Source organism: Streptomyces sp. NPDC053665 (assembly GCF_055585285.1).
Map to the genome: position 1 here is coordinate 969,097 of NZ_JBVJKK010000002.1, position 22,403 is coordinate 991,499.

A 22,403-nucleotide genomic window follows, 5' to 3' on the forward strand; every position below is an offset into this window, starting at 1 on the left:
AGGGCACAAACACCTCCGCGCGCGAGGAGATTCGCGCGGGCACAAGGGAGTTGGGCGGCGGGGGGGGATCAGGGAATGACGACGACGGGCCGCTGCGCCCGCTTGGCGAGCCGCCCCGCGACGGACCCGAAGATCCGTCCGACGAGGCCGTGGGTCGATCCGACGACGATGGCGTCCGCCTCGTACTCCCGGCCGACCTCCTCGAGCTCGTGGCAGATGTCACCGCCGCGCTCGACCAGGATCCAGGGCACCTCGGCGAGGTAGTCCGCGCAGGCCAGCTCCAGCCCGAGCACCTCGGTCCGGTGGTCCGGCACGTCCACGAAGACGGGGGGCTCGCAGCCCGCCCACACGGTGGTCGGCAGCCGGTTGGCGACATGCACGATGATCAGGCCCGACCCGGAGCGATGGGCCATGCCGATCGCGTAGGCCAGGGCCCGCTCGCTGGACGTCGAGCCGTCGAAGCCGACGACGACCCCGTGCTTGAAAGCGGGATCGCACGAATGGCGTGGCTCTTCCGCCGCCAAGGGCTCGGCCGCCGTGGGATCGGCGACGGGCCGCTTGCGGTCCGCGGGTTCGAAGAATTCGTGACCGGCCATGGCTGTCTCGGCGTTGTGATCCTTTATGGGTGGGACAACAGGGTGCGGCGGAGCTGTGTCCGGGAATGGTCTTCCCAACCCCATACCCACAAGGGTACGGCGGCACGCTTCTTCGGCGCAGCTCCCGCCCGTCGTGCGTGCGGGTTCCAGGGAGCATGCACGAGGCGACGCCCGTAACGCAATGGTTGCTGCCCTGTACAGGCGGTTTGCACAGGATGCACTGACCCGTGGCCGTCATCGGGCGACACAGTGACCGACGCCCCGGCCGCGCGTTGAACCCCGTGAGCCACGCCACAGGGAGCCCCGCCATGTCCGCACCACGCCCCGCCCCCCGGGCGGACCGCGCGACCCCGCCGCGGCGGGACACCGCGACGGACGTGGTCCGCTGGGCGGTCTTCAGCTGCCTGCTCGTCCCGGTCGTGCTCCTCGCCTACGGCGCCACCCTCGCCGGCGCGGCCGGCACGGCCCTCGGGCTCGCGGCCGTCACGGGCGTCTGCCGCGTCCTGCTGCGCCAGTCCGAGCGCGGCGCGGCCCGGCTCGCGGCCGAGGACCGGGCCCCCCACCGGGGCAGGCGCCACCGCACGGGGACGGGGTCCCATCGCGGCGGACGGCACACTGGAGGAGAGACACCGGTCGGCTGACCGGTTTCCGTACCCCGGCACGCTGGTTTTCAGCCAACTTCTCGTACCCGTACGTCCCCCCGCCCCACCACCCCCCAACCCCCGTTCGACCTGCACGGAAAGGGTCTCCGGGCGACCGCGCACCCTACGTGGATTGGCCACTGCGACGAGGCGCACTTCCCTGCACGCCCCACGAGTGCAACGCTTCGTGATCGAATGCTTTACGCCAAGTTGCCAAGTCGACAATGTGCCGAGTGCCGAACCGGCCACTGCGGCGCAATGCGACACAGTAGATTCGATCTTGACTGTCTACGGCGGGGGACTCGTGCAGGACCGAGGGGAAACGTGCAGGAGCGACACAACCGAGGAGCCGCGACCACCGAGGGGGGCTTAGCAGGATGAGCCACGACTCCACTGCCGCGCCGGAAACCGCGGCCCGGAAACTCTCCGGGCGACGCCGCAAGGAGATCGTCGCGGTGCTGCTGTTCAGCGGCGGCCCCATCTTCGAGAGTTCCATACCGCTGTCGGTGTTCGGGGTTGACCGCCAGGACGCCGGCGTACCGCGCTACCGACTACTGGTGTGCGGAGGCGAGGAAGGCCCGCTGCGGACCACAGGGGGCCTCGAACTCACCGCACCACACGGCCTGGAGGCGATCTCACGCGCGGGCACGGTCGTCGTGCCGGCCTGGCGTTCGATCACCTCACCGCCACCGGAGGAGGCGCTCGACGCGCTGCGCCGCGCCCACGAGGAGGGCGCCCGCATCGTCGGGCTGTGCACCGGCGCCTTCGTGCTGGCGGCGGCCGGTCTGCTGGACGGCCGTCCGGCGACCACCCACTGGATGTACGCACCGACGCTGGCCAAACGCTATCCGTCGGTGCACGTGGACCCGCGTGAGCTGTTCGTCGACGACGGCGACGTGCTGACCTCGGCGGGCACCGCGGCGGGCATCGACCTGTGCCTGCACATCGTGCGCACGGACCACGGCAACGAGGCTGCCGGGGCCCTGGCGAGGCGGCTCGTCGTGCCGCCGCGCCGCAGCGGCGGGCAGGAGCGCTACCTCGACAGGTCTTTACCCGAGGAGATCGGCGCCGACCCGCTCGCCGAGGTCGTCGCCTGGGCGCTGGAGCACCTCCACGAGCAGTTCGACGTGGAGACGCTGGCGGCCCGCGCGTACATGAGCCGGCGCACGTTCGACCGGCGCTTCCGCTCGCTGACCGGGAGCGCTCCGCTGCAGTGGCTGATCACGCAGCGGGTGCTCCAGGCGCAGCGGCTGCTGGAGACGTCCGACTACTCGGTGGACGAGGTGGCCGGGCGCTGTGGCTTCCGGTCGCCGGTCGCCCTGCGCGGGCACTTCCGGCGGCAGCTGGGTTCCTCCCCGGCCGCGTACCGGGCGGCGTACCGTGCCCGGCGGCCGCAGGGCGAGCGTCCGCAGGAGTCCGAGACCGCCCCGGGCGGCCACGGCTCCGGCATGCCGGGCCATCCCGGTCACCCGGGTCACCACGCCCAGGTGCCCACCCCGCTGCACCCGGACCATCCCGTACCGCACCAGTCCCGCCGCACGGCTGCGGCGAGCGCGGTCGGAGCGTCCCCGACCCTCTCGGCGAGCCTGCCGGGCCAGCGCAGCGGAACGTGAGGCGGTAGCCACCGGGCGGGCCGGCAGGACGCCGGCCCGCCCGCTCCCGCTCCCCCCGGCCGTCGAGGACGGCGGTCGGCGCACTGCGGCCCGCGGGAGCCGCCGCAGCCGGGGACACGGCAGTCGCGTCGAGCACCCCGCGCCGTAGGGTTGGGCGCATGAACGATCGCATGGTGTGGATCGACTGCGAGATGACCGGCCTCTCGCTGTCGGACGACGCGCTCATCGAGGTGGCCGCCCTCGTCACGGACTCCGAGCTGAACGTGCTCGGCGAGGGCGTGGACATCGTCATCCGGCCGCCGGACCAGGCCCTGGAGACGATGCCGGACGTGGTGCGCGAGATGCACACCGCCTCCGGCCTGCTCGCGGTGCTGGAGAACGGCACGACCCTGAAGGACGCCGAGGAACAGGTCCTGGCGTATGTGAAGGAGCACGTCAAGGAGCCCGGCAAGGCCCCGCTGTGCGGCAACTCCGTCGGCACCGACCGCGGCTTCCTGCTGCGGGACATGCCCACGCTGGAGGACTACCTGCACTACCGGATCGTCGACGTGTCGTCGATCAAGGAGCTGGCCCGCCGCTGGTACCCGAGGGCGTACTTCAACAGTCCGCAGAAGAACGGCAACCACCGCGCCCTGGCCGACATCCGCGAGTCCATCGCGGAGCTGCGCTACTACCGCGAGGCCGTCTTCGTCCCGCAGCCCGGGCCCGACTCCGACACCGCGCGGACGATCGCGGCGAAGCACGTCCTGCCTGCGCAGTAGGCCGGACCGGGGACCGCCGAGGGGCGCCGCGAAAGGCGGGCGCGAGCACCCCTTCGGACCCTGTACACTTTTTCTCGGCCGGTCGGGGAAGACACTGATCTCCACACCGGTCATGGTGGGTGTAGCTCAGCTGGTAGAGCACCTGGTTGTGGTCCAGGATGCCGCGGGTTCGAGTCCCGTCACTCACCCTGAAGGACGAGGGGCTTTCCCGGGAGACCGGGAGAGCCCCTCGTTCGTGTTCCCGGCGGGCGGCCCACGGCGCCCCGACTCCCCCGCGCGAGCGGGCCGTTCCGCGACGAACGGCCCGCACCCGCCGTCAGGAGGACGCCCGCGGCACCAGCTCCGTCGCCAGGACCAGCTGGCGCCGCTGAAGCCCCCGGGCCGCCGCCGGGCGGCGATCGGCGATCTCGGACAGCAGGAGGTCGATCATCCGGCGGCCCATCTCCTCGATGGGCTGGCGGACGCTGGTGAGGGGCGGGTCCATGTGCCGGGCTATGGCGGAGTCGTCGTAACCGACGAGCGCCACGTCGTCCGGGATGCGGCGGCCCGCCTCCCGCAGGGCCTGGCGGGCGCCGGCCGCGGTGACGTCGGAGGCGGCGAAGACCGCGTCCAGGTCCGGGTGGCGCTCCAGCAGCGCCGTCATCGCGCGCAGACCGCCGTCCTCGGTGAAGTCGCCCGCCTCGATCAGCGTCTCGTCCGCCGCGTGACCGGCGTCGCTCAGGGCGTCGCGGTAGCCGTCGATACGGCGCTGGGCACCGTAGACGTCGAGGCGGCCGGTGATGTGGGCGACGCGGCGCCGGCCGCGGGAGAGCAGGTGCTCCACGGCCTGCCGGGCGCCGCCGTAGTTGTCCGAGTCCACCGAGGCCAGTGTCTCCCCGGCCGAGCGGGGGCCGCTGATGACCGCGGGGATCTCAAGCTGCGCGAGCAGGTCGGGCAGCGGGTCGTCCGCGTGCACCGAGACCAGCAGCACACCGTCCACCCGGTGGGCCGCGAGGTACTGGGCGAGGCGCTGACGCTCGCGGTCACTGCCGGCGAAGATCAGCAGCAGCTGCATCTCCGTCTCCGACAGCTCCGCCCCGACGCCCTTGAGCATGTCCGAGAAGTACGGCTCCGCGAAGAACCGGGTCTCCGGCTCGGGCACGACCAGCGCGATCGCGTCCGTGCGGTTCGCGGCCAGGGCGCGCGCCGCGGTGTTGGGGACGTAGCCGAGCTCGGCGACCGCCGCCTCGACCGCGGCGCGGGTGGCGTCGCTGACCCGGGGTGAACCGTTGATCACCCGGGAGACGGTGCCGCGGCCCACACCGGCGCGCGCCGCCACCTCTTCGAGGGTGGGCCGGCCCCCGCTCCGGCCCCGCGCTCCGTGGCTTGCCATGGGCTCCGCCTTCCGTCGTGTGTCACGCTGGCTGGAATCTAACAGCCCCGTCAGAGCCGGTGACCGCCCCTGCGAGCCGAAGCTCCCGGCGCCTTCCGCTTGGCCGCCGCACGGTCGGCACGTACGGTACGGCGGCGGAAACGAGTCAGGGCCGCCGGTCCGCGAGCGCCCCGACGGGCCGAGTTAACAGCCCGATAACTGAACGCATTTCGCCGTGCTCGGTCCCTTGACACCCTCGCCCCGACCCGCAACCCTTCAACACATCACTGGTGGGAGCGCTCCCACAGTACCTGACACATACACATCCCGCACGTTCCCCACCCGAGCCGCAGCGAGTAAAAAGGGCCCAACAATGCAGTTGGCCCGGGGGGTCGGCACGTCAGGGCAACAGGAGGACCTCAGATGCGAGCACGTAGGGCGGTAGTGCTGGCGGCGGTGGCGTCGCTGGGCGCCGGACTGCTGGCCGGTTGTGCCGACGACGGCGGCAGCGACTCGGATTCGTCGGGCGGCGGTGGCGGCAAGACCGTCATCACCCTGGGTCTGTTCGGCACCTTCGGCTTCAAGGAGGCCGGACTCTACGCGGAGTACGAGAAGCTCCACCCCGACGTCAAGATCCAGGAGAACGTCACCGAGCGCAACGAGAACTACTATCCGGCGCTGGTCAACCACCTCACGACCAACAGCGGCCTGATGGACATCCAGGGCGTCGAGGTCGGCAACATCGCCGAGGTCGTGGCCACCCAGGCGGGCAAGCTCGAGGACCTCTCCAAGGCCCCCGGCGTGAAGAAGGACAACTACCTCGACTGGAAGTGGCAGCAGGCCACCACCAAGGAGGGCCAGACGATAGGTCTGGGCACCGACGTCGGCCCGATGGCCATCTGCTACCGCAAGGACCTGTTCGAGAAGGCCGGCCTGCCGACCGACCGCGACGAGCTGGCGAAGAAGTGGTCGGGCGACTGGCAGAAGCTGATCGACGTCGGCCAGGAGTACAAGAAGAAGGCGCCCAAGGGCACCACGTTCATGGACTCCCCCGGCGGACTGATGAGCGCCATCATGTCCAGCGAGAAGGTCCGCTACTACGACGAGTCCGGCGAGGTCATCTACAAGGACAACCCGGTCGTCAAGAAGTCCTTCATGATGACCGCGAAGGCGGCCGAGGACGGACTGGTGGGCGCGCAGACCCAGTTCCAGCCGGCCTGGGACACCACCATCGCCAACGGCAAGTTCGCGGCGATGTCCTGCCCGCCGTGGATGCTCGGCTACATCGAAAGCAAGTCCAAGCCGGAGGCCCAGGGCAAGTGGGACGTGGCCCCCGCGCCCAAGTCCGGCAACTGGGGCGGCTCCTTCCTCAGCGTGCCCAAGAGCGGCAAGCACGTGAAGGAGGCCACCGAGCTGGCCGCCTGGCTGACCGCTCCGGAGCAGCAGGCGAAGCTGTTCGAGAAGCGCGGCAGCTTCCCCAGCACGCCGTCGGCGTACGACACCCCGGCCGTGCAGAACGCGAAGAACAAGATGACCGGTGACGCCCCGATCGGCAAGATCTTCGCCGAGGCGGCCGAGACGAGCCCGGTCCAGGTCATCGGCCCGAAGGACCAGATCATCGGGTCGGCGCTGAACGACAACGGTCTGGTGCTGGTCACCAAGGGCAAGTCGCCCGAGGAGGCCTGGAACACGGCCGTGAAGACCATCGACAACAACCTGGACAAGTGACCCGTATGGCCACCCGCCCCGACACCGCCGCGCTCCCCTCCAAGGAGGGGGGCGCGGCCCCGGCCCGTCCGGCGACGGGCACGCCGTCCGCGCCGGACGAGCGCCGCCGGGCCCGGTTGTCCCGACGCTGGCAGCGGGACGTGCGCTGGAGCCCGTACGCCTTCGTCTCGCCGTTCTTCCTGCTGTTCGTGGCCTTCGGCCTGTTCCCGCTGATCTACACGGGCTGGGCCTCGCTGCACCAGGTGGAACTCACGGCGCCCACCGACATGAACTGGGTGGGGCTGCGCAACTACACCCGGATCTTCGACGACGACTTCTTCTGGAACGCGGCGAAGAACACCCTGACCATCGGCATCATCTCCACGGTGCCGCAGCTGCTGATGGCCATGGGCATCGCCCACATCCTCAACTACAAGCTGCGCGGTTCGACCTTCTACCGGGTCGTGATGCTCGCGCCGTACGCCACCTCGATCGCCGCCGCCTCCCTGGTGTTCGTGCTGCTCTTCGGCCGCGACTACGGCATGATCAACTGGGTTCTGAACATGGTCGGCATCGACCACATCGACTGGCAGAACGACCGGTGGCCCTCGCAGATCGCCGTCTCCACCATCATCATCTGGCGCTGGACCGGCTACAACGCGCTGATCTACCTGGCGGCGATGCAGGCCATCCCGAACGACCTGTACGAGTCGGCGGCGCTGGACGGCGCCAATCGCTGGCAGCAGTTCTTCCACGTGACGCTGCCGTCGCTGCGGCCCACGATCCTGTTCACGGTCGTCGTGTCCACCATCGGCGCCAGCCAGGTCTTCGGCGAACCGCTGCTGTTCGACGCCAACAAGGGCGCCTCGGGCGGCGCCGAGCACCAGTTCCAGACCCTGGGCCTGTACCTGTACGAACAGGGCTGGGTGAACCAGCACCTCGGCCGGGCCTCGGCGATCGCGTGGACGATGTTCCTCATCCTGATCGTCATCGGCATCGTCAACTACGTCATCTCGCGCCGGCTGCGCGCCAGTAGCTAAGGAGTGTGGCCGTGACGACGACTGTGACGCCCCCCGAGACGAAGACCCCCGCCCCGCAGGCGAAGCGCTCGCGTCTGCCCAAGTCCGCCCGGGCGGGCGGCACCCTGCACGCCGGTCCGGTCGCCTACGTGATCCTGGGCCTGTTCACCCTCGTCTCGCTCTTCCCGCTGATCTGGACGGCGATCGCCGCCTCCCGGGACAACCAGCGGCTGGCCGAGACGCCGCCGCCGTTCTGGTTCGGCGCGAACCTGTTCAAGAACCTGGAGATCGCCTGGCGGGACGCCAATCTGGGTGAGGCGTTCCTCAACACCACGATCGTGGCCGGGATCTCGGCGGCGACCATCGTGGTCCTGTCGACGATCGCCGGGTTCGCCTTCGCCAAGCTGCGGTTCAAGGGCCGCAACGCCCTGATGCTGGTGGTGATCGGCACGATGATGGTGCCGCCGCAGCTCAGCGTGATCCCGCTGTACATGATGGTCGCCGAGCTGGACTGGACCGACCAGTTGCAGGCGGTCATCTTCCCCTCGCTGGTCAGCGCGTTCGGTGTGTTCTTCATGCGGCAGTACCTGATCCAGGCGCTGCCGGACGAGATCATCGAGGCGGCCCGGGTGGACGGCGCGAGCAGCTGGCGCGTGGTGTGGCACGTGGTGTTCCCCACGGCCCGGCCCGCGATGGCGGTGCTCGGCATGCTGATGTTCGTGCAGGCCTGGAACGACTTCCTGTGGCCGTTCCTGGTGCTGACCCAGACCGGCAACCCCACCGTGCAGGTCGCCATCGCGGGTCTCGGCCGCGGCTACACGCCCGACCAGTCCCTGATCATGGCGGGTGCGCTGCTGGGCACGCTGCCGCTGCTGCTGGTCTTCGCGATCTTCGGCAAGCAGATCGTGGGCGGCATCATGCAGGGCGCCGTCAAGGGGTAGCTCTTCCCCCGGGGGCCGGGCCGGTGCCGCTCCGGCCCCGCTCCTTCGTCCTCCTCCCCTTCCCTCCCTTCCCTCTTCACTCTCCGGTCTCCACGACCTCTTTGGGAGCGCTTCCATGCCTGACTCCGAGAACACGGCCACCGCGGTGACCTTCCCTCCTGCCTTCCTGTGGGGCGCGGCGACCTCCGCGTACCAGATCGAGGGCGCGGTGCGGGAGGACGGCCGTACGCCGTCGATCTGGGACACCTTCAGCCACACGCCCGGCAAGACGGCCGGCGGCGAGCACGGCGACGTCGCCGTCGACCACTACCACCGCTACCGCGACGACGTGGCGCTGATGGCGGACCTGGGCCTGGGCGCCTACCGCTTCTCCGTCTCGTGGTCGCGGGTGCAGCCGACCGGGCGGGGCCCGGCCGTGCAGAAGGGCCTGGACTTCTACCGCCGGCTGGTCGACGAGCTGCTGGACAAGAACATCAAGCCGGCCGTCACCCTCTACCACTGGGACCTGCCGCAGGAACTGGAGGACGCGGGCGGCTGGCCGGAGCGGGACACGGCGTACCGGTTCGCCGAGTACGCGCAGCTCGTCGGTGAGGCGCTCGGGGACCGCGTCGAGCACTGGATGACCCTCAACGAGCCCTGGTGCGCCGCGTTCCTGGGGTACGCCTCGGGCGTGCACGCCCCGGGCCGCACCGACCCGCTCGCCGCGCTGCGTGCCGCGCACCACCTGAACCTCGCCCACGGCCTGGGCGCCGTCGCGCTGCGGTCGGTGATGCCCGCCCGCAACCAGGTGGCGATCGCCCTCAACTCGGCCGCGGTCCGGCCGCTTTCGCAGGACCCCGCGGACCTGGCGGCGGCGCGCAAGATCGACGACCTGGCCAGCGGCGTCTTCCACGGCCCGATCCTGCACGGCGCCTACCCGGAGTCGCTGTTCACCGCGACGGCCGGTGTCACGGACTGGTCGTTCGTCCTCGACGGCGACCTGGACCAGATCCACCAGCCCCTGGACGCCCTGGGCCTGAACTACTACACGCCCTCGCTGGTGTCGGCCGCGGACCCGGCCACCAAGGGGCCCCGGGCGGACGGGCACGGGGCGAGCGAGCACTCGCCGTGGCCGGGCGTGGACGACGTGGCCTTCCACCAGACCCCGGGCGAGCGCACCGAGATGGGCTGGACGATCGACCCGACCGGCCTGCACGAGCTGATCATGCGCTACTCCCGCGAGGCACCGGGTCTGCCGCTGTACATCACAGAGAACGGCGCGGCCTACGACGACAAGGTCGACTCGGACGGCCGGGTGCACGACCCGGAGCGGGTCGCCTACCTGCACGGCCACCTGTCGGCGGTGCGCCGCGCGATCGCCGACGGCGCGGACGTCCGCGGCTACTTCCTGTGGTCGCTGCTGGACAACTTCGAGTGGGCGTACGGCTACGGCAAGCGCTTCGGCGCGGTGTACGTCGACTACGCGACGCTGGAGCGCACTCCGAAGACGAGCGCCCACTGGTACGGACAGGCGGCCCGGACGGGCATGCTGCCCGAGGTGCAGGCGTTCTGATCCCGGCGGGGAACGGGGCGCGGCACGCTTAGGGGAGTGCCGCGCCCCGTTCCCCGTCGCACGACGGGCGGTGGCCCTCACTCGGGCGGTCAGCCCTCGCTCGGGCGGTCAGCCCCCGCTCAGGCGGTCAGCCCTTGCTCAGGCAGTCAGCCTTCTCTCAGGCAGTCAGCCTTCTCTCAGGCAGTCAGCCCTCTCTCGGGCGGTCGGTAGCCGCCGTCGGTGATCGCCGGGACGGGGGCCGTCCCGGGGGACGGCATCGCCCGGGCGTCCGGCACGGCCGGGACATCGCCCAGGGCCCCTCCGCCGCCCTCGTCGGGCCGCTTCGGGCGCTCAGGGCCGCTCAGGGCCCGGGTGACCTGCGGTGGTGGGGCGGCGTACGCGGCGGTCATCGGGTGCGGGAGCGGTGTGCCGCCGTCAGGCGGCCGGGGCGGCGGCGCCGCATCTGCCGGTGACCCTTGCCCGCGGGCGCCCGCCCGGCCGGCTGGATCCAGAGGCGCACCTCGGTGCCGCCGAGCACCGAGGAACCGATGCGCACGTCCCCGCCGGTCGACTCCGCGAGGCGGCGCACGATGTCCAGGCCGAGCCCGGTCGAGCCGTCGCTCCCCGAACCACTTCCCCGGGCCATCGCGGCCTCCGGGTCGGGTATGCCGGGTCCGGCGTCGGACACCAGGACGATCACCGCGTCCTCGCCGTTGTGCACGTCGACCGCGAAGGCCGTGCCTTCCGGGGTGTGCCGGAAGACGTTGCCGAGCAGCGCGTCGAGCGCGGCGGCCAGGTCGGCGCGGGCCACGGGTATGCGCACCGGCCGGTCGGCCCCGGCCACCCGCCACTTGCGCCCCTCGTCCTCGGCGAGCGCCGACCAGAAGGCCATCCGCTCGCGCACCACCTCCGCCGCGTCGCAGCCGGCGCCCGGACCGGCCGCGGCCGTCTGGGGTTTGGCCTCGCGGGCGGTGCGGATGATGGTGTCGACCTCGCGTTCCAGCTGCTCGACCGCGGTGCGGGTCTGGTCGGCGGCCGGTCCCTCGCCCAGCGAGGCGGTGTTCAGCCGCAGCACGGTCAGGGGCGTGCGCAGCCGGTGGGAGAGGTCGGCGGCCAGCTCCCGCTCGTTGGCCAGGAGCTGCACGACCTGGTCGGCCATGGAGTTGAACGCGACGGCCGCGAGCCGCAGTTCCTTCGGGCCCTCCTCGGGCACGCGGGCACCGAGCTTGCCCTCCCCCAGCTCCCCGGCCCCTTCGACCAGCCGCTGGGCGGGCCGGACCATGCGCACGCCCAGCCGGTCGGCGACCGCGACGGAGCCGAGGATCAGCGCGACGCCGACCGCGGCGAGCACCGCCCAGGCCGTGCCCACGCCGTTGGTGACCTCCGACTCCGGCACGTACACCTCGACCACCGCGATCTCTCCGGTGCTGAGCGCGACCGGCTGGAGCAGGGTGGAGCCGCCGGGGACGCCGGTCGTGGAGGCGCGGCCCAGTCTGCGCACGGCCGCGATGTCCTGACCGGCGGCGCGCTGCCGGCCCAGTTCCAGGGCCTGCTGGCCGTCACCGGCCGGTATGTACACGGCCATTCCGGCGTCGGAGCCGGCGGAGGCGACGACACGCTCCAGCTGGTCGCGGTCGGTGGTGATGGACAGGGCGGGGGCGACGGCCGCCGCCTCCCGCTCGGCGTTGGAGAAGGCCCTGTCCCGGGCCATCTCGCGGATGACGAGGCCGAGCGGCACGGCGAAGGCGAGCACCACCATGGTGGTCACCGCCAGCGACACCTTGACCAGGGCCCACCTCATCGCGGCGCCCCCGGTGGTTCCAGCTTCACACCGACGCCCCGAAGGGTGTGCAGATAACGGGGGTTGGCCGCCGTCTCGCCCAGTTTCCTTCTCAGCCAGGACAGATGGACGTCGATGGTCTGGTCGTCGCCGTACGACTGCTGCCACACCTCGGCGAGCAGTTCCTTGCGGGGGACGACGACGCCGGGGCGGCGGGCCAGGAAGGCGAGCAGGTCGAACTCGCGGCGGGTGAGGTCGAGTCGCGTGCCGTCCAGCTCGGCCTGGCGGCGCAGCGGGTCGACGGTCAGCCCGCCGACCCGGAGCACCGGCGACGTCTCCTGCTCCCCCGGGCGGGAGCGGGCCCGGCGCAGGACGGCCGCCATGCGGGCCGACAGGTGCTCGACGGAGAAGGGCTTGGTCAGGTAGTCGTCCGCTCCCGCGTTGAGCAGCCGGACGACCTCCGTCTCCTCGTCCCGGGCGGTGGCGACGATCACCGGCACGTCCGTGATGCCGCGCAGCATCTTCAGGGCCTCGGACCCGTCGAGATCGGGCAGTCCGAGATCCAGGATGACCACGTCGAAACGGAAATGGGCGACCTCGCGCAGCGCCTCCAGCGCCGTCCCCACACTGCGCACGGTGTGCGCGGCGTCGGTCAGGTGGCGGATGAGCGCCGAGCGTACGAACTGGTCGTCCTCGACCACGAGCACACTTGCCATGCGCCGCACCGTACGCCATCCCGAACCGCCCGGTACGGGCCTGTGGACAACTCCCCGTCACCGCGGCGGCCGGCCTCCCGGCGGGCTTGCTCTGTGGACAACACGTGGGACCGGTGAGGCAGTATGGCCGCGATGCGCAGAGGACTCGTACACGTGATGGCCTGGCTGCTCGCCACGGGCGCGGCGGTCACGCTGTCGTGGTGGGGTGTCCACACGGTGATGGCGGGCACCGCCTACGATCCGCCGCGCGCCCTGCCCATCAAGGCTGCCGACGCGGCCGCCCGGGTGTCCGAGCCGCCGGTCGCTCCGTCGCCGAAGTCGCCCCCGCCGAAGCGCCGGACGCCCGGCACTCCGCCGGCGTCCGGCAAGCCGAGCCCCGCCCCGGCGCGCACGCCGGGGCCGTCGCGCGCGCCCTCCCCCACGGCGGCCCCCGCCGCCACGGGCGAGGTCAAGAGCTACGACACCGAGGGCGGCCGGGCGGTCTTCGACCTCGGCAAGGCGTCGGCCTCCCTCGTCTCGGCGACCCCCGGCGCGGGCTGGTCGATGCAGGTGTGGAAGACCGAGTCGTGGATCCGGGTGGAGTTCGCCTCGGGCGCGGACCGGGTGTCGGTGTTCTGCACCTGGCACGACGGCCCGCCCCGCGTGGAGATCGGCACCTACTGACCGGCGGGCCGGCCCACGGCCGGTGAGGTCACCGGAACGCCGACGGGGGCGGCGCGGGCGATGCCACCGCCGCGAGGTCCGTCACCGGGAGCGCCCCGCCGGCGAAGTCGGTGAGCGCCCGGCCGTGTTCGACCCGGCCGGGATGCGGGTCGGAGGCGGCGCGGCGGGTCAGTTCGGCGACGGGCAGCGGGTGGTCGCACGCGACCAGGACGGCGTTGCCGAAGCGCTTGCCGCGCAGGACGGCCGGGTCGGCGACCAGGGCCAGTTCCGCGAACCGGGCGGCGGCGGTGGCGATCTGGCCGCGCAGATGGGTCAGCGGCGGCCCGTCGGCGAGGTTGGCGGCGTGGACACCGCCGGGCTTGAGCACCCTGCGGACGCCGTCGAGGAACTCGGTCGAGGTCAGGTGGGCCGGTGTGCGGGCCCCGCCGAACACGTCCGTGACGACCAGATCCGCCCAGCCGTCCGGCACCTTGGCGAGCCCTTCCCGGGCGTCGGTGGACCGCACCCTGATGCGCGCGTTGGGGTCCAGCGGCAGCTCGCGGCGCACCAGCCGCACCAGGGCCGCGTCCCGTTCGACGACCTGCTGGGTGGAGCGGGGCCGGGTGGCGGCGACGTACCGGGCGAGGGTGAGGGCTCCTCCGCCGAGGTGCACGACGTGCAGGGGGCGGCCGGGCGGGGCGGCGAGGTCGATCACATGGCCGAGCCGTCGCTGGTACTCGAAGGACAGGTACGCCGGGTCGTCCAGGTCGACGTGGGACTGGGGCGCTCCGTCGATCTCGAGGGTCCAGGCCCGGCTGCGCTCGCGGTCGGGTATCAGTTCGGCGAGTCCGCCGTCGACCTGCTCGACGACGGTCTGCTCACCGGCCTGTCTGCGCCGGCCGCTCCTGGACTTTCCCATCGGGCCATTATCGCGGGCGCCCGGCGGGCCGGGCCCACGCTCCGCCCGGGGCGGGCCGTCAGCGGCAGCTGTCCGCGGCCCTGATCATGCGGGCCGCCTCGTCCAGGGCCTCGCGCAGGACGGCCGGGTCCGTGGCGAGGTCCGCCTCGCCGGGCGGCAGCAGCCAGTCGGAGCCCTCCACCGGCGGCTCGGGCGCCAGGCGCACTCCCCGGCCGTCGGTGCGGGTGCAGGTGCTGCCGGGGACGTCCCACCCGGCAGCGGTCCCGGGCGGGACCAGGAAGCCGAGCGTGTCGCCCCCGTCGTCGTGCAGCACGGGCCCCACGGCGTCCCCGGGGGCGCGCCGCAGGATGTCGACGGCCTCCAGTCCCTGCCGCGCCGGCACCGTCACCACGTCGCAGCCCACCGCCGGTCTGCACGGCGGCGTACGAGAATCGTCGATCCGGCTGGCTTCCATCCCGGCCTCCACCACGAGAACCCCTGCTCGGACAAGCGGTCGGGAGACGGGGGCCTCCTCCCGGTCCACCGGTTCAACGCGGCAGGGCGTCAACGGCTACGGCAGAAGTCAGCCACAAAGGATGGCACTTCATGGCAGATCACGGATGAGATATCCGGTTTGTAGCCAAACACAGCGTGAGGACTCCGACACAGCAGGTACGTTCTTGCCCGCCGGACACCAGGCGGATCCGCGGACAACGCACGCAACTCGCCCAAGCCCGGCATGGTTCGACGGTTCGCACGAGAGGACCCGGCCATGGCGTCGTCCACGACGGCCTCGTCGCAGCCCGACCGGCCCGCACGGCCGAACCCCGTCTTCCGGCGGCTGCGCGGCCGGCGCTCGCCGGCCGAGTTCGCCGCGGCGATCCGCCGGGCCGGACTCGAGATCGGGGAGCAGGTCAGCTGTGACGCGCGCTACGTCGGACGGGTCGAGGCCGGCGAGATCCGCTGCCCCAACTACGCGTACGAGCGGGTGTTCCTGCACATGTTCCCGGGCCGAACGCTGACCGACCTGGGCTTCGCGCCCCGCTCGTCCGTACGCGGACGCCGGGCGCGCGAGAGCGAGGACACGCCCCCGACGCACACCCCGGACCCGGCGGACGCCCCCAGTGAGACCAACAGGGTGTGCGAGCCGTATGAAACGCGGAACCCGTACGACCTGTACCACCCGCACGACACCTACGAGGAGAGCGACGTGCTGCGTCGCGCATTCATGACCAGCGGGGGCGCCACGGTGGCCGCCGCCTCGCTGGGCCCCGCCGGCTTCTCCCGGGACGCCTCGGCCGCCCAGCGCGCCGTTCGCCGCGCCGGGGCGAGCGACGCCGGCGCCCTGGAGGAAGCCGTCCGCCGGATCCGGCTGCTCGACGACCGGCACGGGGCCGATGGGCTCTACCGCCGCGCCGCCGCCCCCCTGCGCGCGGCCTACGCCTTGCTCGACGCGGGCGCGACCCGGCAGACGACCGCGGACCGCCTCTACTCGGGCGCGGGCGAACTGGCCATCTCCGTGGGCTGGCTGGCGCACGACTCCGGGCGCTTCGACGACGCCCGCTCCCACTACGCCGAGGCCCTGGCGACCGCCCGGATGACCGGCGACCCGGGGCTGGAGGCGCACGCCTTCTGCAACACGGCGTTCCTCGCGCGCGACGCGGGCCGGCCGCGCGAGGCGGTCCGGGCGGCCCAGGCCGCGCAGCGCGTCGCCCGGCCGGTGGGCTCCGCCCGGCTGATGTCGCTGCTCGCGCTGCGCGAGGCGGGCGGCTGGGCCGGACTCGCCGACCGCGTCGCGTGCGAGCAGGCCCTGACCCGGGCGCAGACCCTCTTCGCACGCGGCCCCTCGGACGCCGACCCCGAGTGGATGAGCTTCTACGGCGAGGCCGAACTGGAGGGGCTGGAGGCCCAGTGCTGGTCGACGCTCGGCGACTGGCCCCGGGCGGCCCGGCACGCGCGCCGGGCGGCGCAGCTCCAGGACCGGCACTTCACGCGGAACATCGCGCTGTACACGGCGGAACTGGCGGACGATCTCGCCCGGGGCGGCCGGCCGGACGAGGCGGCGGTGGCCGGGATGCGGGTGCTGGACCTGCTGGAGGAGGTCCAGTCGTCCCGGATCCAGACGATGCTGGCGGCCACGGCACGGGTGCTGCTGCCGCACCGCCGCGCCTCGGGGGTGTCGGCGTTCCTGGACCGGCACGCCTCGCTGCCGCGCACGGCCTGAGGCATGTCGCTCGCGTCATCCGGGCGTCGCGACGCCCGGATCATCCGACACGGGCGACGGCGGTCGTCCCCGTCCACGCCGGCGACGGTGAGCGGACCGCAGCGGCCGCCGCGGTGCCCCGGGCCGGCCGGGGCCGCGGCGCCTCAGGCCAGGTGCCCCAGGTCGTTCCAGCTCTCGATCGCCGGCTCGCCGTACGCCCAGCCCAGGACCGACAGCGACGTCGGGTTGAGGCGGATGCGGGCCGCGAAGTCGAGCGGCAGCCCCAGCCAGCGCGCCCCGATGGAGCGCAGGATGTGCCCGTGGGCGAAGACCAGCACGTCACGGTCGGCGGAGCGCGCCCAGGACACCACCTCGTCCGCGCGGGCCGTGACCTCGGCGAGCGACTCGCCCCCCGGGACGCCGTCGCGCCAGATGAGCCAGCCGGGCCGGACGGCCTGGATCTCCGCCGGGGTCATGCCCTCGTACGCCCCGTAGTCCCACTCGAGCAGGGCGTCCCAGGTGCGGGCGCGATCGCCGAAACCGGCCAGGTCGCACGTCTCACGCGCGCGTGCCAGCGGGCTGTTGCGCACCTCGACCCCGGCCAGCCCGTCGTACGGCGCGCGGTGCAGGCGCTCGCCGAGCAGCTTGGCGCCGCTGCGGCCCTCCTCCAGCAGCGGTACATCGGTCCGGCCCGTGTGCTTGCCGGACAGGGACCACGCGGTCTGTCCGTGGCGGGCCAGGAGGATGCGCGCGGCCATGGGGAACCTTTCCGGAATACGACGCGAGGGGGACTCCTCTCCATCATCGCGCACGCCGCCCGCGGGCAACCCGGGGGGCACTCCCTGCGTCTTCGAGGTCCGGAGGCCGCCCCCCGGGGCGTGCGTACACGCCGTAAAGTGGCACGCCGACCGGCTGCACATGAGGACGAAGGGGGAGGGCGATCGGATGCCGCACACCGAGACACCGGGCACCGAGGCGGCCCCTGCGCCCAGGTTGCGCTGGTGGACGGAGCTGCCGCTCATCCTGCTGGTGTACGCGTGCTACACGGCGGGCCGGCTGCTCGCCCGCGGTGACGTCTCCACGGCGGTCGACCACGGCCTGGCGATCCTGCGGATCGAGAAGGCGCTGTACCTCAACGCCGAGCACCCGCTGAACCGCCTGTTCACGCGCGAGCCCTGGATAGGCATACCCGCCGACTTCTGGTACGCCTCGCTGCACTACGTGGTCACGCCGGTCGTCCTCGTGTGGCTCTTCCGCTCCCGCGCGGTGCGCTACCGCGCCGCCCGCACCTGGCTGATGACCTCGACCCTCATCGGCCTGATCGGCTTCACGCTGCTGCCGACCTGCCCGCCGCGGCTCCTCGACGCCGGCCACGGTTTCGTCGACACGATGGCCCAGTACAGTTCCTACGGCTGGTGGGGCGGCGCGGCCAGCGCGCCGCGCGGCATGGGCGGCATGACCAACCAGTACGCGGCGATGCCGAGCCTGCACGTGGGCTGGGCCCTGTGGTGCGGGGTCATGCTGTGGCGCTTCGGCGGTACGCGCCTGATGAAGGCGGCCGGTGTCGCCTACCCGCTGATCACCACGATCGTGGTGATGGGCACCGCCAACCACTACTTCCTGGACGCGGCCGCGGGCGCCCTCGTCATGGGTGCCGGTCTGCTCCTCGCGCCGGTCGTGATGCGCGCCGCCGACCGTGTGAAGGCCGCGTTCGCCACGGCGGCCACAGCCCTCCCGGCGGACTCTCCCGCCGCTGGTTCCCCGATTGTCAGTGCCGGATGCCAGACTTCCGCGGGTGAGCGAATTCCACGGCAGCGCGAGGCGCGGCTCGCAGCCGGAGCCGAGCCGAGTGCCTCCCCCCAGGACGCGGGGGACGGCGCTCCGACACCGGCTCGCTGAGCTGCGCGGCGACGCACCCGCGAAGGCACTGGACGCGCGTGCTCTGGCGGCGCTGGCCGCCAACCCCGGCTGCGCGCGCCGCGCGATCCTGGACGGGGCGGGGGTGAACAAGGCGGTGCTGGCCGACGCGCTCGGCTCGCCGTCGGCCTTCGGGCAGTCGCAGTTCGCTCTCACCCGGGGCAACGCCTTCGAGGCGAAAGTCAAGGCCGACGGCGGCGCGGAGCTGCTGCGGCTGGTGCACGAGAAGCTGGACCGCTCCGCGGAACCCCCCGCCGCCGCGCGCGTGCCCGACCTGACCGCGACCGGCCCCCAGGGGCGCACGGCCCGTACGGCGCTGGAGCTGCGGGAGGCCGCCGCGCACCCGGGCGCGTGGACGCTGCTCGACCACCCCATGCTCGCGCTGGACGTCGCGGGCTCCCCGGCGTACCTGGAGCCGGACGCCGTCGTGGTGCACCCGGACGGCAGCTGGACGGTCGTGGAGATCAAGTCCTTCCCGCTGCTGGACGGTTCGGCGGACCCGGCGAAGGTCGGCGCGGCGGCCCGGCAGGCGGCGGTGTACGTGCTGGCGCTGGAGGAGGTCGCCGCGCGGCTGGAGCCCGCCCCGCGCGTACGGCACCGGATCCTGCTGGTCTGCCCCCGGGACTTCTCCAACCTGCCGGCCGCCTCCGCCGTGGACATCCGCAAGCAGCGCGCGGTGACGGCCCGCCAGCTGGCCCGCCTGACCCGCCTCGAGGAGATCGCCGACGCCCTCCCGGAGGGCACCTGCTTCTCCCCCGAGCTGCCCGCCGAGCAGCTGACGGCGGCCGTGGAGTCCGTCCCGGCGACGTACGCGCCCGAGTGCCTGTCCGCCTGCGAGCTGGCCTTCCACTGCCGGTCCCGGTCGCGCGCGTCGGGCGCGGTCACCACGCTCGGCCGCCCGGCGCGCGCCGAGCTGGGCGGTCTGACGACGGTCGAGGAGGTCCTCGCAGCGGCCCGCGGCGAGGCCGGCGACCCGGACGACCCGGCGGTGGCGGCGCTGCGCCGGGCTGCGGCCCTGCGCGCCGAGGCGCTGGAGGCGGCGTGTCGCTGATCTCCACCCTGGCCCGCCTGGAGGCGATCAGCACCGGCCGCGCCCAGCCCGCCGCCACCGTCCGCCACCGGCACCTGTCCGATCACCCCCTGGTCCTCGTGCCGCTCACCACCGCCGGCGAGGCGGGCGCCCCCCTCGGCGCGCTGGTCGGCACCGACCGGGACGCGCCGCGCCTGCTGGTCGTCCCGCAGCCCCGCGACCGCGACCTGCGCTTCGGCTTCCTGGCGGACCTGGCGGACGTGGTGCTGCCCTACGTCGACGCCTACGGCGAGGTCGTCGAGACCGCCGAGCGCACGGAGACGGACCCGGAGACCGGCAAGCGCGTCAAGGTCGAGGTCGACCTGTGCGCGGACGCGCCGCAGCTGATCGTGCCGAGCCGGGCGGGCATCGACCTGGTACGGCTGCTCGGGCGCTCCACGCGGTTCCGCCGCACGGCCGAGCAGGAGCCCGAGGCGCCCTACCCGGCGCCGCCGAGGGTGCCGCTGCTCGGCCGGTGGCTGACGCACTTCGGGGAGCGGGCCCGGGTGCCCGGCTCCTCCTTGCTGCTGGCGATCACCGACGTCCTGGGCCGTCACTGGGCGACCGGGCAGTCCACGCTGGAGGACCAGCACCTCGGGGCGCTGCTCGCCTGGATCGACCCGCCCGCGGACGCCACCGGTGCCGAGGCGGCGCTGCGGGCCGAGCTGGAGCGGGACGAGCGGGGCCAGCTGCGCTGCCCGCCGGCCGGCCCCGCCACCGACCCGGCGTTCGACAACAAGCTCCTCGCCCCGGCCATCGAGCGCTACGACCACGCCCGTACGGCCCTCCAGGCCGCCGAGGACGGGCTGGAGGCGGACGACCGGCTGGGCGCGGTGAGCGCCGCCGAGCGGGAGATCCGCGACCTGGTGCTGAGCCGGACCCGGCCCACCTGGGACGCGGTGTGGCGCGGTGTCGACCTGCTGCGCGGGCTGCCCGAGGGGGCGCACGTGGCGGAGCGGTGGACCCGCGACCGCTGGTCGTTCACGGGCCACCGCGACCGGGTGCTGGCCGGCGAGCCCCCGCAGCCGCGCCGCGACGACGCGGTGACGGCGGCGAACAAGCTGGCCACGCGCGAGCGGGAGCAGGCCCGTCTGGAGGCGCAGGAGGCCCTCGACGACCCGCTGGTGATGGCGGGACGGCGGCTGTCCGGGGAGGCGTTCGCGGGCGAGGTCACCGACGTGGTGATGGCGTACAGCGACGGCAAGCGCCCGAGCCCCCGCCCCCTGGTCACGGTCCGCACGGAGGACCGGCCGTACCTCGGGGAGCGGACGAAGGTGTACCGGTCGCTGGGCGGGAAGCCGCAGTCGGCGGAGTTCGTCGCGGCCGAGGAGGACGGCGCCTGCGTCGTGCTGCGGATCCTCGACAAGATGGGCCGCGGCAAGGAGCCCGAGCCGGGGTCGATGCCGGAGAAGGGCGACCGGGTCTGCTTCACGCTGTTCGAGCACGAGCAGCGGGGCGGGGCGAAGCTGCCCGACCCGGAGGAGACGCCGTGGACGCACGGCGGGCCGCCCGGCGAGGCGACCCTGGAGGCCGCCGATCCGGTGACCGAGGAGGATGTGCTGTGACCACGGTGTTCGACACCTCGATCGCCGCGGGCCGGGCGACCGAGGCGATCCTGCACGACACGCTGCACGGCACCGCGCGCGGGGTCGTGGTCGACTCCCCGCCGGGCGCCGGGAAGTCCACGCTGGTCGTCCGCGCGGCGCTGGAGCTGGCCGAGGCGGGCCGCCCGCTGATGGTGGTCGCGCAGACCAACGCCCAGGTCGACGACCTGGTGCTGCGGCTCGCCGAGAAGAATTCCGACCTTCCGGTGGGGCGGCTGCACAGCAGCGACGCCGACCCGTACGACAAGGCGCTCGACGCCCTGGACAACGTCCGCACGTCCGCCAAGGCGGCCGACCTCGCCGGTCTGGCCGTGGTGCTCTCGACGGCGGCGAAGTGGGCGCATGTGAAGACCGACGAGCCGTGGCGGCACGCCATCGTCGACGAGGCGTACCAGATGCGCTCCGACGCGCTGCTCGCGGTGGCCGGGCTGTTCGAGCGGGCGCTGTTCGTGGGCGACCCGGGGCAGCTCGACCCGTTCGCGATCGTGGGCAGCGAGCAGTGGGCGGGCCTGACGTACGACCCGTCGGCCTCCGCGGTGACGACCCTGCTCGCGCACAACCCGGACCTGCCCCAGCACCGCCTGCCGGTCTCCTGGCGGCTCCCGGCCTCGGCCGCCCCGCTGGTGTCGGACGCCTTCTACCCGTACACGCCGTTCCGCAGCGGCACCGGCCACGGCGACCGTGCCCTGGCCTTCGCGGTCCCGTCGGACGGCTCGGGCACCGACCGGGTGATCGACGAGGCGGCGGCGTCGGGCTGGGGGCTGCTGGAGCTGCCCGCCCGCCACACCCCGCGCACGGACCCGGAGGCGGTCGCGGCGGTGGCCCGGGTCGTCCGCCGCCTGCTGGAGCGCGGTGGGGCGGCGACCTCCGAGCGCTCGCCGGACCCCTCGCCCCTCACGGCCGACCGGATCGCCGTCGGCACGGCGCACCGGGACCAGGCGGCGGCGGTGCGCGCAGCCCTGGCCGGCCTCGGCGTCACCGACCTCGTGGTGGACACGGCGAACCGGTTGCAGGGCCGCGAGTACGACGTCACGGTGGTGCTGCATCCCCTCTCGGGCCGCCCCGACGCCACGGCGTTCCACCTGGAGACCGGCCGCCTCTGCGTCCTGACCTCCCGCCACCGGCACGCCTGCATCGTCGTCTGCCGGGCGGGCGTCACGGACCTGCTGGACGACTATCCGTCGACGGAACCGGTCCAGCTGGGAACGGTGGTGAAGTTCCCGGACGGCTGGGAGGCCAACCACGCGGTCCTGGCCCACCTCGGCGAACACCGGGTGGCATGGGAGACGTAGCGGACCGGAATGGCACGACGGGCGCCGGGTGGTGCGGCGGGTCGTCCGCGTTCGCGATGCCCACTTGCGCGCCGCGCGACAATGGACGGTGGCCCGATCCGCCGGGCGGGCCGTGCGCGCTG

The 22,403-nt window shown here is 73.2% G+C and carries 20 protein-coding genes and 1 tRNA gene; 14 read left to right on the forward strand and 7 right to left on the reverse strand.

Annotation, left to right across the window (positions count from 1 at the left end; genetic code table 11):
- Positions 1 to 68 precede the first annotated feature (68 nt).
- Positions 69 to 596, reverse strand: coding sequence for a universal stress protein (locus tag ACZ6ZN_RS11870; protein WP_398110124.1), 528 nt, complete (start codon positions 594 to 596; stop codon positions 69 to 71).
- Positions 597 to 904: 308 nt separating this feature from the next.
- On the opposite strand from ACZ6ZN_RS11870, the gene ACZ6ZN_RS11875 reads away from it, so the two are divergent.
- From ACZ6ZN_RS11875 to ACZ6ZN_RS11890, 4 genes are all read left to right on the forward strand, one after another.
- A complete protein-coding gene (locus ACZ6ZN_RS11875; RefSeq protein ID WP_398110123.1) occupies positions 905 to 1,237 on the forward strand; it encodes a hypothetical protein in 333 nt (110 codons plus the stop codon).
- 377 nt (positions 1,238 to 1,614) lie between these two features.
- Complete coding sequence (locus ACZ6ZN_RS11880) at positions 1,615 to 2,850, forward strand: helix-turn-helix domain-containing protein (RefSeq protein ID WP_451877966.1); 1,236 nt, start codon at positions 1,615 to 1,617, stop codon at positions 2,848 to 2,850.
- Positions 2,851 to 3,008: 158 nt separating this feature from the next.
- Positions 3,009 to 3,611 carry an oligoribonuclease gene (gene orn, locus ACZ6ZN_RS11885; RefSeq protein ID WP_398110121.1) on the forward strand — a complete coding sequence of 201 codons (603 nt, stop codon included), beginning with the start codon at positions 3,009 to 3,011 and terminating at the stop codon, positions 3,609 to 3,611.
- Between the two features lie 115 nt (positions 3,612 to 3,726).
- A tRNA-His gene (locus ACZ6ZN_RS11890) sits at positions 3,727 to 3,799 on the forward strand.
- 128 nt (positions 3,800 to 3,927) lie between these two features.
- Here ACZ6ZN_RS11890 and ACZ6ZN_RS11895 read toward each other — a convergent pair.
- A complete protein-coding gene (locus ACZ6ZN_RS11895; protein ID WP_398110120.1) occupies positions 3,928 to 4,983 on the reverse strand; it encodes a LacI family DNA-binding transcriptional regulator in 1,056 nt (351 codons plus the stop codon).
- A 402-nt stretch (positions 4,984 to 5,385) separates the two neighbouring features.
- Here ACZ6ZN_RS11895 and ACZ6ZN_RS11900 point away from each other — a divergent pair, with 402 nt between their 5' ends.
- From ACZ6ZN_RS11900 to ACZ6ZN_RS11915, 4 genes are all read left to right on the forward strand, one after another.
- Positions 5,386 to 6,690, forward strand: a complete 1,305-nt coding sequence (locus tag ACZ6ZN_RS11900; RefSeq protein WP_398110119.1) for an ABC transporter substrate-binding protein — start codon at positions 5,386 to 5,388, stop codon at positions 6,688 to 6,690.
- Positions 6,691 to 6,695: 5 nt separating this feature from the next.
- Positions 6,696 to 7,709 (forward strand): carbohydrate ABC transporter permease, encoded by a 1,014-nt coding sequence (locus ACZ6ZN_RS11905; RefSeq protein ID WP_451878005.1) that lies wholly within the window; start codon positions 6,696 to 6,698, stop codon positions 7,707 to 7,709.
- A gap of 11 nt (positions 7,710 to 7,720) precedes the next feature.
- Positions 7,721 to 8,629 (forward strand): carbohydrate ABC transporter permease, encoded by a 909-nt coding sequence (locus ACZ6ZN_RS11910; RefSeq protein ID WP_451877965.1) that lies wholly within the window; start codon positions 7,721 to 7,723, stop codon positions 8,627 to 8,629.
- A gap of 115 nt (positions 8,630 to 8,744) precedes the next feature.
- On the forward strand, positions 8,745 to 10,181 hold the full coding sequence (locus ACZ6ZN_RS11915; RefSeq protein WP_469645344.1) for a GH1 family beta-glucosidase: 1,437 nt from the start codon (positions 8,745 to 8,747) through the stop codon (positions 10,179 to 10,181).
- A gap of 385 nt (positions 10,182 to 10,566) precedes the next feature.
- Here the strand turns inward: ACZ6ZN_RS11915 and ACZ6ZN_RS11920 are convergent, their stop codons facing one another.
- Together ACZ6ZN_RS11920 and ACZ6ZN_RS11925 are read right to left on the reverse strand one after the other, a co-directional pair.
- On the reverse strand, positions 10,567 to 11,961 hold the full coding sequence (locus tag ACZ6ZN_RS11920) for a HAMP domain-containing sensor histidine kinase (RefSeq protein WP_469645348.1): 1,395 nt from the start codon (positions 11,959 to 11,961) through the stop codon (positions 10,567 to 10,569).
- Positions 11,958 to 12,656, reverse strand: coding sequence for a response regulator transcription factor (locus ACZ6ZN_RS11925; protein WP_398110115.1), 699 nt, complete (start codon positions 12,654 to 12,656; stop codon positions 11,958 to 11,960). Before ACZ6ZN_RS11925 ends, ACZ6ZN_RS11920 begins: the two co-directional genes overlap by 4 nt.
- 132 nt (positions 12,657 to 12,788) lie before the next feature.
- Here ACZ6ZN_RS11925 and ACZ6ZN_RS11930 point away from each other — a divergent pair, with 132 nt between their 5' ends.
- Positions 12,789 to 13,319 (forward strand): hypothetical protein, encoded by a 531-nt coding sequence (locus ACZ6ZN_RS11930; protein WP_451877962.1) that lies wholly within the window; start codon positions 12,789 to 12,791, stop codon positions 13,317 to 13,319.
- Between the two features lie 28 nt (positions 13,320 to 13,347).
- On the opposite strand, the gene ACZ6ZN_RS11935 is transcribed toward ACZ6ZN_RS11930, so the two are convergent.
- Complete coding sequence (locus tag ACZ6ZN_RS11935) at positions 13,348 to 14,217, reverse strand: spermidine synthase (RefSeq protein WP_469645352.1); 870 nt, start codon at positions 14,215 to 14,217, stop codon at positions 13,348 to 13,350.
- A gap of 58 nt (positions 14,218 to 14,275) precedes the next feature.
- The gene (locus tag ACZ6ZN_RS11940; protein WP_398110112.1) at positions 14,276 to 14,671 is read right to left on the reverse strand and encodes a hypothetical protein; all 396 of its coding nucleotides are present in this window, start codon (positions 14,669 to 14,671) and stop codon (positions 14,276 to 14,278) included.
- A 297-nt stretch (positions 14,672 to 14,968) separates the two neighbouring features.
- Here ACZ6ZN_RS11940 and ACZ6ZN_RS11945 point away from each other — a divergent pair, with 297 nt between their 5' ends.
- Complete coding sequence (locus tag ACZ6ZN_RS11945; RefSeq protein ID WP_469645354.1) at positions 14,969 to 16,420, forward strand: hypothetical protein; 1,452 nt, start codon at positions 14,969 to 14,971, stop codon at positions 16,418 to 16,420.
- 143 nt (positions 16,421 to 16,563) lie between these two features.
- Here the strand turns inward: ACZ6ZN_RS11945 and ACZ6ZN_RS11950 are convergent, their stop codons facing one another.
- Positions 16,564 to 17,157 carry a histidine phosphatase family protein gene (locus ACZ6ZN_RS11950; RefSeq protein WP_469645358.1) on the reverse strand — a complete coding sequence of 198 codons (594 nt, stop codon included), beginning with the start codon at positions 17,155 to 17,157 and terminating at the stop codon, positions 16,564 to 16,566.
- Between the two features lie 187 nt (positions 17,158 to 17,344).
- Here ACZ6ZN_RS11950 and ACZ6ZN_RS11955 point away from each other — a divergent pair, with 187 nt between their 5' ends.
- From ACZ6ZN_RS11955 to ACZ6ZN_RS11970, 4 genes are read left to right on the forward strand one after another with little or no spacing between them, the layout of a single operon-like run.
- Entirely contained in the window at positions 17,345 to 18,298 is a 954-nt protein-coding gene (locus tag ACZ6ZN_RS11955; RefSeq protein ID WP_398110109.1) for a phosphatase PAP2 family protein, read from the forward strand.
- Entirely contained in the window at positions 18,249 to 19,367 is a 1,119-nt protein-coding gene (locus tag ACZ6ZN_RS11960) for a hypothetical protein (protein WP_469645361.1), read from the forward strand. The genes ACZ6ZN_RS11955 and ACZ6ZN_RS11960 overlap by 50 nt, the downstream gene beginning before the upstream one ends.
- A complete protein-coding gene (locus ACZ6ZN_RS11965) occupies positions 19,358 to 20,950 on the forward strand; it encodes a hypothetical protein (RefSeq protein ID WP_469645363.1) in 1,593 nt (530 codons plus the stop codon). Before ACZ6ZN_RS11960 ends, ACZ6ZN_RS11965 begins: the two co-directional genes overlap by 10 nt.
- Positions 20,947 to 22,281, forward strand: coding sequence for an AAA family ATPase (locus ACZ6ZN_RS11970; protein ID WP_469645367.1), 1,335 nt, complete (start codon positions 20,947 to 20,949; stop codon positions 22,279 to 22,281). Before ACZ6ZN_RS11965 ends, ACZ6ZN_RS11970 begins: the two co-directional genes overlap by 4 nt.
- Positions 22,282 to 22,403: the final 122 nt, after the last annotated feature.